Below are 13517 nucleotides of genomic sequence, written 5' to 3'. Positions count from 1 at the left end.
CGACCCTGACGCGCCGTCCGCACATGGCGCAAATCCATTCCCCGTACGGCCGTCAGGCCGCGCACTCCAGCACGGAGCCGCACACCCCGCACCGCGCCCGCAGGCTCCGGCCCGTGGGGACGCGCAGGCGTTGGAGGCAGACGGGGCAGGCGAAGGAGACGCCGGTCGCCGGGGCGCCGCCGTCGAAGGCGTAGGGGGCTCCCGCCGCGGCCCCGCCCTGGCGGCGCTCCCTGCCGTACCGCCGCCGCTCCGCCCAGCCCGCGCCGGCGAGCGGTGGCTGCCGCAGCTCCTTCGCGGCCTCGGCCCGGCCGCGTACCCACGCCTCGTACGCCACCGCGCTGGTGAACCACGGCGAGGGGTCCTCCCCGAAGAGCTCGGCCCGCTTGGCGAGGACGTAGCCGAACTCCTCCGGGGTCAGATAGCCGAGCTTCTGGCTCTCGACGCCGTCCTGGCGGTACGCGTCGAGGAGCAGCCAGCCCGCGCCCAGGTAGGTGGTCACGACGTCGGTGAGGATCTCGTTCTCCGGCGTGCCGGGGAAGCCGAGCCCGAGCCTGTGCAGCAGGACGTGGGTGATCTCGTGGGCGAGGGCCGCGCCGATGTCACGGCGGCGGGTCCTGAAGCGGTCGTTGAGTTCGACGAAGTACTCGGGTCCCGCGGCGAGCTCGACGGTCGCCGCGTGCTCCATGGGGCGGAAACTCGCCACGATGCGGGCGTCGGGGAGCCGAAGGTGGTGGACGAGCGCGCGGGCCACGCATTGGGTGCCCAGATGGAGGTCCTCGTCGTCGCCGATGGCCATGTCGGCGGCCGGCACGCTCACCGGAAAACGGTGCACACCGTCGGTGGAGAGGCGCCGGTAGAGCGCGGTGAGCGACGCCCGGACCGCCGCGCGGTGCGGGAAGCCGTGGCCGACACGGTCGGCCCCCTGACGGTTCGGCATGCCGGATCCCCCCTCCCGTCCACTGTACGGTCCCCTCACCGGTTCTGGCCGAAAAGGCTTTCTTGTGGCGGCAGTTGAGCGCTGTCGATAATCCGGACATGGCTTGACGGGCGCATGTCATTCCCGTCGGGCTCAACCCCCCATGGAAGAAGGAGCACGCGTGAAGAAGAACCGCCTGGTCAGCGCCCTCCAGAAACTCGCCGCCGCCGGCGCCGTCGTCCTGGCCGCCGTCAGCCTCCAGCCCACCACCGCCTCCGCCGCCCCGGCGCCCGTCGTCGGCGGCGTCCGCGCCGCCCAGGGCGAGTTCCCCTGGATGGTCAGGCTCTCGATGGGCTGCGGCGGCTCGATGCTGACCCCGCAGATCGTTCTCACCGCCGCCCACTGCGTGAACGGCTCCGGCAACAACACCAGCATCACCGCCACCGCCGGCGTCGTCGACCTGCAGAGCAGCAGCGCCATCAAGGTCCGTTCCACCAAGGTCCTCCAGGCCCCCGGCTACAACGGCACGGGCAAGGACTGGGCCCTGATCAAGCTCGCCTCGCCGATCACCTCGGTCCCCACCCTGAAGATCGCCGAGACGACCGCGTACAACAGCGGCACGTTCACCGTGGCCGGCTGGGGTGGCACCCGCGAGGGCGGCGCGCAGCAGCGCTACCTGCGCAAGGCGAACGTCCCGTTCGTCTCGGACGCCTCCTGCCAGTCCGCGTACGGCAGCTCCCTCGTGCCCGCCGAGGAGATCTGCGCCGGGTACGACCAGGGCGGGGTCGACACCTGCCAGGGTGACTCCGGCGGCCCGATGTTCCGCAAGGACAACGCCGGTGCCTGGATCCAGGTCGGCATCGTGAGCTGGGGCGAGGGCTGCGCCCGGGCCGGCTACCCCGGCGTCTACACGGAGGTCTCGACCTTCGCCGCCGCGATCAAGTCGGCCGCGGCCACGCTGTAGCCGCACCGCCGCCCGGTAGGGAAGCCGAGGTGTACGGGGACGGTGACCGTCCCCGTACACCTCGGGTCGTTCAGTCCAGCCGTACGCCCCCGGCCCCGCCCGCCAGCTCCAGGACCCACACCTCGTTGGCGCCCTCGCGCAGCACCGGGCCGGGCACGAACAGCGACTCCTGCGGGCCGGCGCTCCAGTACCGGCCCAGGCAGAAGCCGTTGACCCAGACGAACCCGCGCGTCCCGCCGGGCACGGAGAGCCACGCGTCACCGGCTCCCGCCACGTCCAGCGCGACCCGGTGGAGCCCCGGCCCGTAGCCGCCGGGACCATCGGCGGTGCCCCCGCCCGCCGGTCCTCCGGCCCGGGGCTCACCGGCCTCCGGACCGGCGTCCGCCGGGAGCGGGCGGAAGGGCACCTTGCCGACCGCCGCCGCCTCGAAGGCGTCCAGCCGCAGCCCCCGGGCCCGGAAGCCGTGCAGGTACTGCCGCTCGTGCCGAACCCCGCCCGTGATCCCCTTCGGCTCCGCGAGCCGCGGCCCGTAGTTGACCCGCCCCAGCGACTCCACCCACAGGTCCACCACGGCGGGCCCGGCGACCGGCTCCGGCAGCGCCGCGTCCTCGGCGTCGAGCGCCCCCGCCAGGACCCCGTCCACGTACACCGTCGCCCGGTCCCGCAGCCCCGTCACCCCCAGCGTGTACGGCTGCCGGGGCCCCGGGACCTCCACCCGGTAGCGGACCAGGCCCCGGTCCACGCCCAACTCCTCGAAGGACGGCGGCACCGGCGACACCCGCTCCTCGTCGCCGAGCACCTCCAGGACCTCGCCCAGCGGCGCCCAGCCGTCGGCCTCGCCCCGCACCGGCACCGCGAGCCGCGCCGGCGGCTCGGGCACCGCGGGCAGCGGCCCCCCGGCGTACCGAGCGAGCACCTCGCGGAAGCGCCAGAACTTCTCCGTCGGCCGCCCCGCCTCGTCCACCGGCGCGTCGTAGTCGTACGAGGTCACCGTCGCCCGCAGCGCCCCGTCGTGCAGCTCACCGGTCCGGTTCGCCCCCGCCCAGCCGCCGAAGTTGGTCCCGCCGTGCGCCATGTACACATTGACCGAGGCACCGCACTCCAGGATCTCCCGCAGCGCCGCCGCCGCGCCCGCCGCGTCCCGCACCGTGTGCTCCGTGCCCCAGTGGTCGAACCAGCCGCACCAGAACTCCATGCACATCAAAGGACCCGAGGGTTGATGGCGCCGCAGCGTCGCGAAGCCCTCCCGAGCACCCGAGCCGAAGTTCGCCGTCGCGAGCACCCCCGGCACCGAACCACCCGTCAGCATGTGGTCCTCCGGCCCGTCCGAGGTGAAGAGCGGCACGCTCACCCCGCACGCCCGCAGCAGCTCCGCCAGCCACTCCAGATAGCCCAGGTCGCTGCCGTAACTCCCGTACTCGTTCTCCACCTGCACCAGGACCACCGGGCCGCCCCGGTCGATCTGCCGCTCCACCACCTGCGGGAGCAGCCGCCGGAACCAGCCCCCCACCGCCGCCAGGAACTCCGGGTCGAGCGTCCGCACGCGCCGCCCCAGCGGCCCCGTCAGCCAGTGCGGCAGCCCGCCGTTCTCCCACTCGGCGCAGATGTACGGACCCGGGCGCACGATCGCGCGCATCCCGGCCCGCCCCACCGCGTCCAGGAACCGGCCGAGCGCCTCCACGTCCCCGTACCGGCCGGGCTCCGGCTCGTACAGGTTCCAGGGGACGTACGTCTCGACACAGTCCAGGCCCATCGCCCGCAGCATCCCGAGCCGGTGCTCCCACTGCGCCTCGTGCACGCGGAAGTAGTGCAGCGCTCCCGAGAGGAGGCGCACCGGCCGCCCGTCGAGCAGAAAGTCCTCGTCACCCACAGCGAACGTGCTCATGGGCTCACCCTCGCCCTCTGGCGGCGGACCGGTCCATGGACAAAGATCGTCGCAGTTTGGACGTTACGGAGGGGGCCTCACCGCCATGTACCACACCTGGATGCGCTACTTCACGCCCAGCCCCGTCCACCACCGCCTCGGCCTCGTCTGCCTCGGCGTCGGCCTCCAGCACGGCACCCTCCCCACCGTCGGACCGCGCACCCTCGACCACCACGTCGCCGTCGTCGTCTCCGCCGGCAGCGGCTGGTACCTCGCCGCCGACGGCCGCCGCACCGCCGTCACCGCCCCCGCCCTCATCTGGCTCACCCCCGGCACCCCCCACCACTACGCCGCCGACCCCGGCACCGGCTGGGACGAGGCCTTCGTCGACTTCTCGGGACCCGCCACCGCCACCTACACCGAGCTCGGCTACATCGAACCCGACCGGCCCGTCGTGCCCCTCTCCGACGCCGCCCCCGCCCGCGCCGCCATCGGCCGCATCGCCAGGGCCGCCCGACCCGGCAACCCCCTCCTGGAGGTCGAGACCGGCGCCGCCGTCCACGAGCTGCTCGTCGCCCTGCGCCGGGCCCGCGCCGACACCAACGCCGACGGCGACCCCGTCCTCGCCGCGCTGGCCCGCGACGCCTTCCAGCCCCTCTCCGTCGCCGAGCACGCGGCCCGGCACGGCATGACCCCCGCCGAACTGCGCACCGCCGTCCGCCGCGCCGCCGGCTGCAGCCCCAAGGACTACCTGCTCACCGTCCGCCTCGGCCGCGCCAAGGAGCTCCTCGCCGCCACCGAGCTCCCCGTCGCGGCCGTCGCCCGCCGCGTCGGCTACGACGACCCCGCCTACTTCTCCCGGCTCTTCACCCGCCGGGTCGGCACCGCACCCATACGCTTCCGCGAGCAGCAGGGGCGTGCCGTCCACGGCGGCTGGAGCAACCGCGTACCGGATCCCGAACACCCGCCCACGATCCTGCCGAGATCCGTCTAAGCTCGCAGATCATGAGCGACTCCACCCCGCCCCGCCCGGTCGACGACTCCGTACTGGCCGACCTGACCCGGCTCCGCGAGAGCATCGACAACATCGACGCCGCGGTCGTGTACATGCTCGCCGAGCGCTTCAAGTGCACCCAGCAGGTCGGCGTCCTCAAGGCCGAGCACAAGCTGCCGCCCGCCGACCCCGCCCGCGAGGCCCGCCAGATCGCCCGGCTGCGGGAACTGGCCGAGAGCGCGAAGCTGGACCCGGCCTTCGCGGAGAAGCTCCTCAACTTCATCATCGCCGAGGTCATTCGCCACCACGAGACGATCGCGGACGGAGCACGCTGATGGCACGCGTCACGGTCTTCACCCTCGGCGGGACCATCTCCGCGCGCGGCGGCGACGCGGCCCGCATGACCGGCCAGGAGGTCCTCGCCGAGCTGGGCGCGCCCGAGGACGTCGTCCTCCGCGACTTCCGGCGCGTCCCCAGCTCCTCGATCACCCACGAGGACCTCGCCGCGCTCGCCGAGGAGGTCCGCAAGACCGTCGCCGACGGCTCCGGAGTGGTCGTCGTCCAGGGCACCGACACCCTGGAGGAGACCGCCTTCCTCCTCGACCTGCTCTGCACCACCGAGCAGCCGATCGCCGTCACCGGCGCCATGCGCCGCCCCGACCTGCCCGGCGCCGACGGCCCCGCCAACCTCGCCGCCGCGCTCGCCGTCGCCGCCGACCCCGCCTGCCGGAACCTCGGCGTCCTCGTCGTCCTCGGCGACGAGATCCACGCCGCCCGCCTCGCCCGCAAGACCCACACGACCTCGGTCACCACCTTCGCCTCGCCCGGCGCGGGCCCGATCGGCACCGTCGTCGAGGGCGAGCCCCGGATCCTGCTCCGCCCCGCCGTCCCCGCCGCGCTCTGCCCACTGACCTTCGACCCGTCGGTACGGGTGGCCCTCCTGACGCTCTCCCAGGGCGACCGGGGCGAACTCCTCGAAGCCGTCGACCACCGCTTCCAGGGCCTCGTCGTCGCCGCGTTCGGCGCCGGCCACGTCCCCGCCTGGTTCGTCGACCCGCTCGCCGAGCTCGCCCGCCGCATCCCGGTCGTCCTCGCCTCCCGCACCGGCGGCGGAGCGACCCTCTCGCACACCTACCGCGGCCCCGGCTCCGAGTACGACCTCCTGCACCACGGACTGATCCTCGCGGGCCCCCTCGACCCCGCCAAGGCCCGGATCCTCCTCCAGACGCTGCTCTCCAGCGGCGCGGCCGGCCCCGCCGGCTACGACCGCCCCCGCCTCACCGCCGCCTTCGCCCATCTGAACGGCTCCGGACTCGCCTGATCACGAGGAGGCGCACCACCCCTGCCCGACGCGGAAGGCATCGGGCAGCATAGGGCCCATGTCCGTACTGACGCGCGACGAAGCGCAGACCCGTGCCCAGCTCCTCGACGTCCACCACTACCGCGTGGACCTCGACCTCACCACCGGCGACGAGACCTTCCACTCGCAGAGCATCATCCGCTTCACGGCCCGCGCCGCGGGGGACACCTTCGTCGACCTCAAGCCCGAGATCCTGCACTCCGCCACCCTCGACGGCGAGCCCCTCGACACCGCCGCCCTCGACGGCAACCGGCTCCCGCTGAGCCTCGCCGAGGGCGAGCACGAGCTGAGCGTCACCACGACCATGCGGTACTCCCGCACGGGCGAGGGCATGCACCGCTTCACGGACCCCACCGACGGCGAGTCGTACGTCTACACCCAGCTCTTCATGGAGGACGTCCAGCGCGTCTTCGCCGCCTTCGACCAGCCCGACCTGAAGGCCGTCTTCGAGCTGGGCGTCACCGCCCCCGAGGGCTGGACCGTCCTCTCCAACGGCATCACCGAGCAGCAGCCCGACGGCAGCTGGCGGGCCGCACCCACCCCGCTGCTCTCCACCTACTTCGTCTGCGTCGCCGCCGGCCCCTGGCACTCGGTCCGCACCGAGCACGCCGGGCTCCCCTTCGGCATCCACTGCCGCCGCTCCCTCGCCCCCCACCTCGACGCCGACGCCGACGAGATCCTCGCCGTCACCAAGGCCTGTTACGACCGCTACCACGAGAAGTTCGACGAGCCGTACCCCTTCGACTCGTACGACCAGGCCTTCGTCCCCGAGTTCAACGCCGGCGCGATGGAGAACCCCGGACTCGTCACCTTCCGCGACGAGTTCGTCTTCCGCTCCGCCGTCACCGTCACCGAGCGCCAGACCCGGGCCATGGTCATCGCCCACGAGATGGCCCACATGTGGTTCGGCGACCTCGTCACCCTGCGCTGGTGGGACGACATCTGGCTCAACGAGTCCTTCGCCGAGTACATGGGCTTCCAGACCGTCAACGAAGCCTGCGCCGACCTCTTCCCCGACACCTGGGTCGACTTCGGCGTCACCCGCAAGGCCTGGGGCTACGAGGCCGACCAGCGACCCTCCACCCACCCCGTCGCCCCGGACCCGGAAGCCGTCCCCGACACCGCCTCCGCCCTCCTCAACTTCGACGGCATCTCCTACGCCAAGGGCGCCTCCGCCCTCCGCCAGCTCGTCGCCTGGCTCGGCGAGAAGGACTTCCTCGCCGGCATCAACATCCACTTCAAGCGGCACAAGTTCGGCAACGCCACCCTCGCCGACTTCATCGACAACCTCGCCGCCGCCACCGACCGCGACGTCCACGGCTGGGCCGAGCAGTGGCTGCGCACCACGGGCGTCGACACCCTCACCCCGCGCCTCGACGGCGAGGGCACCCGCTGGCAGCTCACCGCCGACCGCGCCGGCAGCCGCCCGCACCGCATCGAGGCCGGCGTCTACGACCGGCGGCCCGACGGCGAGCTCACCCTCCGCGAGCGCCTCGCCCTCGACGTCCCGCAGGCCGCCCCCGCCGAACTGCCGGGCCCGCGCCCCGCCCTCGTCACCCTCAACGACGGCGACCTCACCTACGCCAAGCTGCGCTTCGACCAGGTCTCGAAGGAGACCGTCCTGCGCGGCCTCTCCGCCGTCCCCGACCCGCTGACCCGCGCCGTGATCTGGAACGCGCTGCGCGACATGGTCCGCGACGGCGACCTCGCCCCCGCCGAGTACCTGGAGACGGCCCTCGCGCACCTGCCCGACGAGACCGAACTCTCCCTCGTCCAGGGCGTCCTGGCCTTCGCCCGCACCCAGATCGCCGACCGGTACGTCACCGAGGACGAGCGCCCCGCCGCCCTCGCGACCATCGGCGAGATCGCCCGCGCCCTGCTGCGCCGCACCGAGGACGGCGACGCCCCCGGCCTGCGCCTCACCGCCGTCCGCACCTTCGTCGACAGCGCCACCACCCCCGAGAAGATCGCCTCCTGGCTGGAGGAGGGCACCGTCCACGGCGGACCCGAGCTCGACCCCGAGCTGCGCTGGCGGATCCTCGCCCGCCTTGCCGTCCTCGGCGCCACCGACGAGACGGTGATCGCCGCGGAGCTGGAGCGCGACCCGAGCGCCACAGGCCAGGAGGGCGCCGCCCACTGCCGGGCCGCCCTCCCGGACCCGGCGGCGAAGGAGGCCGCCTGGTCGGCGCTCTTCGACACCGACGACCTGTCCAACTACCTCTTCACCGCCACCGCCAGGGGCTTCTGGCAGCCCGAACAGGCCGAGCTCGTGCAGGAGTACGTGCCCCGCTTCTACGCCGCCGCCACCGCCCTCGGCGCCCGGCGCGGCCCCGCGATGGCCGAGGCCGCCGGCCGCTACGCCTTCCCGTCGTACGCGATCGACGCCGACTCCCTGGCCCTCGGCGAGTCCCACCTGACCGCCGACACCATGATCCCGGCGCTCCGCCGCAAGCTCGTCGACCAGCTCGACGACCTGCGCAGGGCCCTCACGGTCCGCGCGGCCTGACGCCCCTGGCGCGGGGCGGCCACCACCGCCCCGCACCCGGGCCTGCCGTCCAACTCCCGCCAGCCCCGCGGCCTCCGGCACGCACTCTCGCCGCACCAGACGCCGCAGGGCCGCCCTTCGGACGACGACGGGAATGTGACGACACCCCCTTACCCGTGTCCCCCGTTCGGGTCACAGGAACCGACTCCTCGGACAAACCCCGACAACCCCCGGCACGCTGTCGTCCATGCGTGCCGCACCCCCACCCCTCGCCGGAGGAACCCCCGGCGCCGACGCCCTCCGACCCCTCCTGGACACCGTCCTCGACGCCCTGCGCATCGGCGCCGAGGAGCGAAGCGGACCCCTTCCGGCCGGCGGTCCGGAGACCGTCGCGGCACGGGTGGAAGCCCTCGGGGCCGTACTCCCCGAGACCGGCACCGGCCCCCACGAAGCCCTCCGCTCCCTCGTCAGGGCCCTGGCCGCCGGCGCCGCCGACCCCGCGCACCCGCTCTGCGCCGCCCACCTCCACACCCCGCCCCTCGCGCTCGCCGCCGCCGCCGACCTCGCCGCCTCCGCACTCAACCCGTCCATGGACTCCTGGGACCAGGCCCCCGCCGCCTCCGCCCTCGAAGCCCTGGTCACGGCCGCCCTCGCCGCCGAGGCGTTCCCCGCGGCCCGGCACCCCGACGCCCTCGTCACCACCGGCGGCACCGAGTCCAACCAGCTCGCCCTCCTCCTCGCGAGAGAACGCCAGGGAACCGTCCGAACCGTCCTCGGCGCCAACGCCCACCACTCCTTCCACCGCGCCGCCTGGCTCCTCGGCCTCCCCGCCCCCGTCACCGTCCCCACCCCCCACGGCGTCCTCGAACCGGCCGCCCTCGCCGAAGCCCTGGCCCACACCGAAGGCCCCGTCCTCGTCGCCGCCACCGCCGGCACCACCGACGAAGGCCTGATCGACCCGCTCCCGGAGCTCGCCGACGTCTGCGCGGCCCACGGCGCCGAGCTCCACGTCGACGCCGCCTACGGAGGCCCCGCCCTCCTCAGCCGCACCCACCGCCACCTCCTCGACGGCCTCGACCGGGCCCGTACCGTCACCATCGACCTGCACAAGCTCGGCTGGCAGCCGGCCGCCGCCGGACTCCTCGCCGTGCGCGACGCCGCCGACCTCGCCGTCCTCGGCCACACCGCCGACTACCTCAACGCCGACGACGACACCGAGGCCGGCCTCCCCGACCTCCTCGGCCGCTCCCTGCGCACCACCCGCCGCCCGGACGTCCTCAAGACGGCCGTCACCCTCCGCGCCCTCGGCCGATCCGGCCTCGGCGCCCTCGTCGACGCGTGCATCACCCTCGCCCAGGACCTCGCCGACCTCGTGGAGAAAACCCCCGGCCTCGACCTGCACGCCCGGCCCACCCTCACCACCGTCCTCTTCCGGCCGGCGGACGCCGACGACGAGGCCGTCGCCGAGATCCGCCGCACCCTCCTCGCCGAGGGCCGCGCCGTCCTCGGCCGCGCCGAGGCGAACGGCCGCCTCTGGCTCAAGGCCACCCTGCTCAACCCCCACGCCACCCCCGGCGACCTGGCTCAGCTCATCACCCTCGTGGAAGGCAGCGCGCACCGATGACCGGCAGCACCTCCAAGGACGACCTCGACCGGCCCCACGACCTGGTGGGCGTCGGCATCGGCCCCTTCAACCTCTCGCTCGCCGCCCTCGCGCACGGCGTCCCCGGCGGCCTCGCCGCCGCCTTCTACGAGCAGCGGCCCGCCTTCCACTGGCACCCCGGCCTCCTCATCGACGGCGCCACCCTCCAGGTCCCCTTCCTCGCCGACCTGGTGACCCTCGCCGACCCCGCCAGCCCCTGGACCTTCCTCAACTACCTGAAGAGCCGCGAGCGGCTGTTCCCCTTCTACTTCGCGGAGAAGTTCCACATCCAGCGCGCCGAGTACGACGCCTACTGCCGCTGGGTCAGCGAGCGGCTCCCCGGCCTCCACTTCGGCCACCAGGTCGACTCCGTCCGCTGGAACCCCGAGCGCCGCCTCTTCGAGGTCGACTTCACCCAGATCGACCCGGAGGGCGAGGCCGAAGCCCTCGGCCGCGCCTACACCCGGAACGTCGTCCTCGGCGTCGGCACCGAGCCCTTCGTCCCCGAGCCCCTCCGGCCGCTCGCCGACGCCCCCGGCGTCCCCGTCATCCACTCCGCCGACTACCTCACCCACCGCGAGACGCTCCTCGCCGCCGGGCACGTCACCGTCATCGGCTCCGGCCAGTCGGGCGCCGAGGTCTTCCTCGACCTCCTCCGGGCCCGCCCCGCCGGAGCCGAGCGCATCCACTGGCTGGCCCGCACCGAGGCCTTCGCGCCCATGGAGTACTCCAAGCTCGGCCTGGAGCACTTCACCCCCGACTACACCCGCTACTTCCACTCCCTGCCCGAGCCCGTACGAGGCGAACTCGTCCCCCGCCAGTGGCAGCTGCACAAGGGCATCGACGCCGAGACCATCGCCGCCATCCACGACGAGCTCTACCGCCGCACCCTGCACGGCGGCTGGCCCGATGCCGTCCTCACCCCCGGCGTCCGGGTCCGCACCGCCGGCCGCGTCGCCACCACCCAGGTCGAACTGCACCTCGAACACCTCCAACAGGGCAGCCGCTCCCGCCTCACCACCGACGCCGTCGTCCTCGCGACCGGCTACCGCGAGCGCCCCGTCGACCGGATGCTCGCCGGACTCGACCCCTACCTGCGGCACGACGCCTCAGGCCGCGCCCGGATCGACGAGCAGTACCGCCTGGTCCTCGACCCTTCCGTGACCGGCTCGGTCTTCGTCCAGAACGCCGAGAAGCACACCCACGGCGTCGGCGCACCCGACCTCGGCCTCGCCGCCTGGCGCAGCGCGGCCATCCTCAACACGGTCACCGGCAAGGAGCCCTACCCGCTCCCGCGCCGCACCGCCTTCACCAGCTTCGGCCTGGAAACGCGAGAGGCGCCGAGCATCCCGGCCCAGAGCCAGAAGCTGACGCCTCTCGTACAACACTGACCGAAACGACCGGCCCCAGAACGCCGGCCCTAGAACACCGGCACGCCGTCCCGGGTCAGCTTCCAGTCCACCGACGCGAACAGACCCGGGTCGACCGTCCCCTTCGCCTTCACCCACTGGATGATCGTGTTGCGGATCTCGTCCGAGTTCGCCCACAACTGCTGGGCGTTCGCGACGTGCGGGAAGGCGCCGCCACCGCTGGCCCGGTAGTTGTTGACCGCGAGGACGAACTGCGCGGCCGGGTCGAGCGGCCTGCCCTCGAACGACAGCCCGACGATCCGCTGCCCGGCGGGCTGCGCGATGTCGATCTCATACGTCAGACCCGACACGGCGTCGTAGTTGTAGTCCGGCGTACCGTCCGCGTTCGTCAGCTTCGCCGTGTCCACGGGCGCACCCGCCGCCGTCCGGACGTAGTACTTCGCCGAGTACTCCAGGTACTCCTTCAGCTGGGCGCCCGTCATCAGGCGGGCCTCCAGGGTGTTCTCGAAGGGGTACAGCCCGGCGGCGTCCTTGATGGAGATGGCGCCGACCGGGATACGGGCCGTGCGCGAGAAGCAGGAGGCCTGCGAGAGCACCGGAAGAGCGGCGTGCGCGCCGCCCGCGAGCGCAGCCCTCACCGTCTCCGCCTGGACGACGTTGATCAGGTCGATGATCGGCTCGTCCTTCCACGGAGCGTCGGCCGTGGTCATGACCGCCGTGGACGTGCCGATGACCTGGTTGACGTAGTCGACGACCTTCCGATGCTCGTCCGCGAGCAGCCCGGTGATCTCCGGGTCCTCCGCCACCGCGTTGGAGTTGAGGACCTGCGCCGCGACCTTCTCGACGACCCAGCGGCCCTTCTCCCACACCAGGTCGAAGTCGAAGGTCGTGAGGCGCTGGCCCCACTTGAGCGGCTCGGACAGGACGACGTCCTTGCCGGTCTCCTTGTTCTTCACCCGGTATTCGGCGATCTCGGTGTGCGCGTGGCCGACGAGGATCGCGTCGATGCCCGGCACCTGCTCGGCGACGAGCCCGGCCGCGTTCTCGATGTGCGGGAGCTGGTCACCGTACGAGGAGGTGCCGCTGGATCCGGAGTGCGCCGAGACGACGACCACGTCCGCGCCCATCGAGCGCAGCTTCGGCACCCACTTCGCGGCCTGCTCCTCCAGGCCGGGGAAGACCATCTTCCCGGAGACGTTCGCCTTGTCCCAGATGGCGATGCCCGGGTTGGTCAGGCCGAGTATCGCGACCTTGACGTCCTTGCCGTGCGGGGTGCACATCCGGTGCATGCTGTACGGGGGGAAGGCCGGGCGCAGGGTCTTCGCGTCGAGCGCGTTGGCGCCGAGCAGCGGGAAGTCGCACTGCTCCTCGAACTTGCGCAGCACCGGGATGCCGTAGTTGAACTCGTGGTTGCCGAGCGCGGCGGCGTCGTAGCCGATGGCGTTCATCGCCTGGGCCATCGGGTGGACCGGGCCGCCGGCCTTGGTGATGGGGTCGACCTTGGCGTAGTAGTAGGACAGCTGGGTGCCCTGGATGGTGTCGCCGGCGTCGATGAGCAGGGTGTTGCGGCGGCCCTTGGCCGCGCGCACCTGGTCGACGAGGGTGGAGATCTTGGCGAGACCGATGTCGTTGTGCGCCTTGTCGTCGAACTCCTTGTCCGTGAAGTAGTCCCAGTTGAAGACGTTGCCGTGCAGGTCGGTCGTGCCCATCACGGTGAACGAATACCGCTTCGCCGGCTTGGGGCGGCGCTCGTGGGCCTCGGCGGGGGCGGCGACACCCGCGGTGAGGGCGGCTCCGGCCCCGACGGCCACGGAGCTCTCCAGGAACGTCCGGCGGTTCAACGGCATGTGTTTCTCCTTGGTTCGACGGCGTTGCTCACGGCGCACGATCGGCACGCACAACGCGCGTAGATTCTGGCTCAG

General features: G+C 73.0%; 10 protein-coding genes. 7 read left to right on the top strand and 3 right to left on the bottom strand.

Going from position 1 to position 13517, the window contains the following annotated elements; translation table 11 throughout:
• Positions 1–52: 52 nt before the first annotated feature.
• The gene (locus IE124_RS07095) at positions 53–937 is read right to left on the bottom strand and encodes a hypothetical protein (RefSeq protein ID WP_189505909.1); all 885 of its coding nucleotides are present in this window, start codon (positions 935–937) and stop codon (positions 53–55) included.
• Positions 938–1097: 160 nt separating this feature from the next.
• On the opposite strand from IE124_RS07095, the gene IE124_RS07090 reads away from it, so the two are divergent.
• Positions 1098–1880, top strand: a complete 783-nt coding sequence (locus IE124_RS07090) for a S1 family peptidase (protein WP_229832234.1) — start codon at positions 1098–1100, stop codon at positions 1878–1880.
• A gap of 70 nt (positions 1881–1950) precedes the next feature.
• Here the strand turns inward: IE124_RS07090 and IE124_RS07085 are convergent, their stop codons facing one another.
• Entirely contained in the window at positions 1951–3765 is a 1815-nt protein-coding gene (locus IE124_RS07085; RefSeq protein WP_189505905.1) for a glycoside hydrolase family 35 protein, read from the bottom strand.
• Between the two features lie 85 nt (positions 3766–3850).
• Between IE124_RS07085 and IE124_RS07080 the strand changes: the two genes are divergently transcribed.
• The 6 genes from IE124_RS07080 (at position 3851) to IE124_RS07055 (ending at position 11616) form a co-directional block, all read left to right on the top strand.
• Positions 3851–4738 (top strand): helix-turn-helix transcriptional regulator, encoded by an 888-nt coding sequence (locus IE124_RS07080; RefSeq protein WP_189505903.1) that lies wholly within the window; start codon positions 3851–3853, stop codon positions 4736–4738.
• Positions 4739–4749: 11 nt separating this feature from the next.
• Positions 4750–5073 carry a chorismate mutase gene (locus IE124_RS07075; protein ID WP_189505902.1) on the top strand — a complete coding sequence of 108 codons (324 nt, stop codon included), beginning with the start codon at positions 4750–4752 and terminating at the stop codon, positions 5071–5073.
• Positions 5073–6059: an asparaginase gene (locus IE124_RS07070; protein WP_189505900.1), complete on the top strand. Its 987-nt coding sequence runs from the start codon at positions 5073–5075 to the stop codon at positions 6057–6059. The genes IE124_RS07075 and IE124_RS07070 overlap by 1 nt, the downstream gene beginning before the upstream one ends.
• Before the next feature lie 58 nt (positions 6060–6117).
• On the top strand, positions 6118–8604 hold the full coding sequence (pepN, locus tag IE124_RS07065; RefSeq protein WP_189505898.1) for an aminopeptidase N: 2487 nt from the start codon (positions 6118–6120) through the stop codon (positions 8602–8604).
• Between the two features lie 226 nt (positions 8605–8830).
• Positions 8831–10207, top strand: coding sequence for a pyridoxal phosphate-dependent decarboxylase family protein (locus IE124_RS07060; RefSeq protein ID WP_189505896.1), 1377 nt, complete (start codon positions 8831–8833; stop codon positions 10205–10207).
• Positions 10204–11616, top strand: a complete 1413-nt coding sequence (locus IE124_RS07055) for a lysine N(6)-hydroxylase/L-ornithine N(5)-oxygenase family protein (RefSeq protein ID WP_189505894.1) — start codon at positions 10204–10206, stop codon at positions 11614–11616. The genes IE124_RS07060 and IE124_RS07055 overlap by 4 nt, the downstream gene beginning before the upstream one ends.
• Before the next feature lie 29 nt (positions 11617–11645).
• Here the strand turns inward: IE124_RS07055 and IE124_RS07050 are convergent, their stop codons facing one another.
• The gene (locus IE124_RS07050) at positions 11646–13442 is read right to left on the bottom strand and encodes a 5'-nucleotidase C-terminal domain-containing protein (RefSeq protein WP_189505892.1); all 1797 of its coding nucleotides are present in this window, start codon (positions 13440–13442) and stop codon (positions 11646–11648) included.
• Positions 13443–13517 lie beyond the last annotated feature (75 nt).

The organism is Streptomyces narbonensis (assembly GCF_014649015.1).
Taxonomy (GTDB): Bacteria; Actinomycetota; Actinomycetes; order Streptomycetales; family Streptomycetaceae; genus Streptomyces; species Streptomyces narbonensis.
This window is presented reverse-complemented; position numbering and strand designations above follow the sequence as displayed.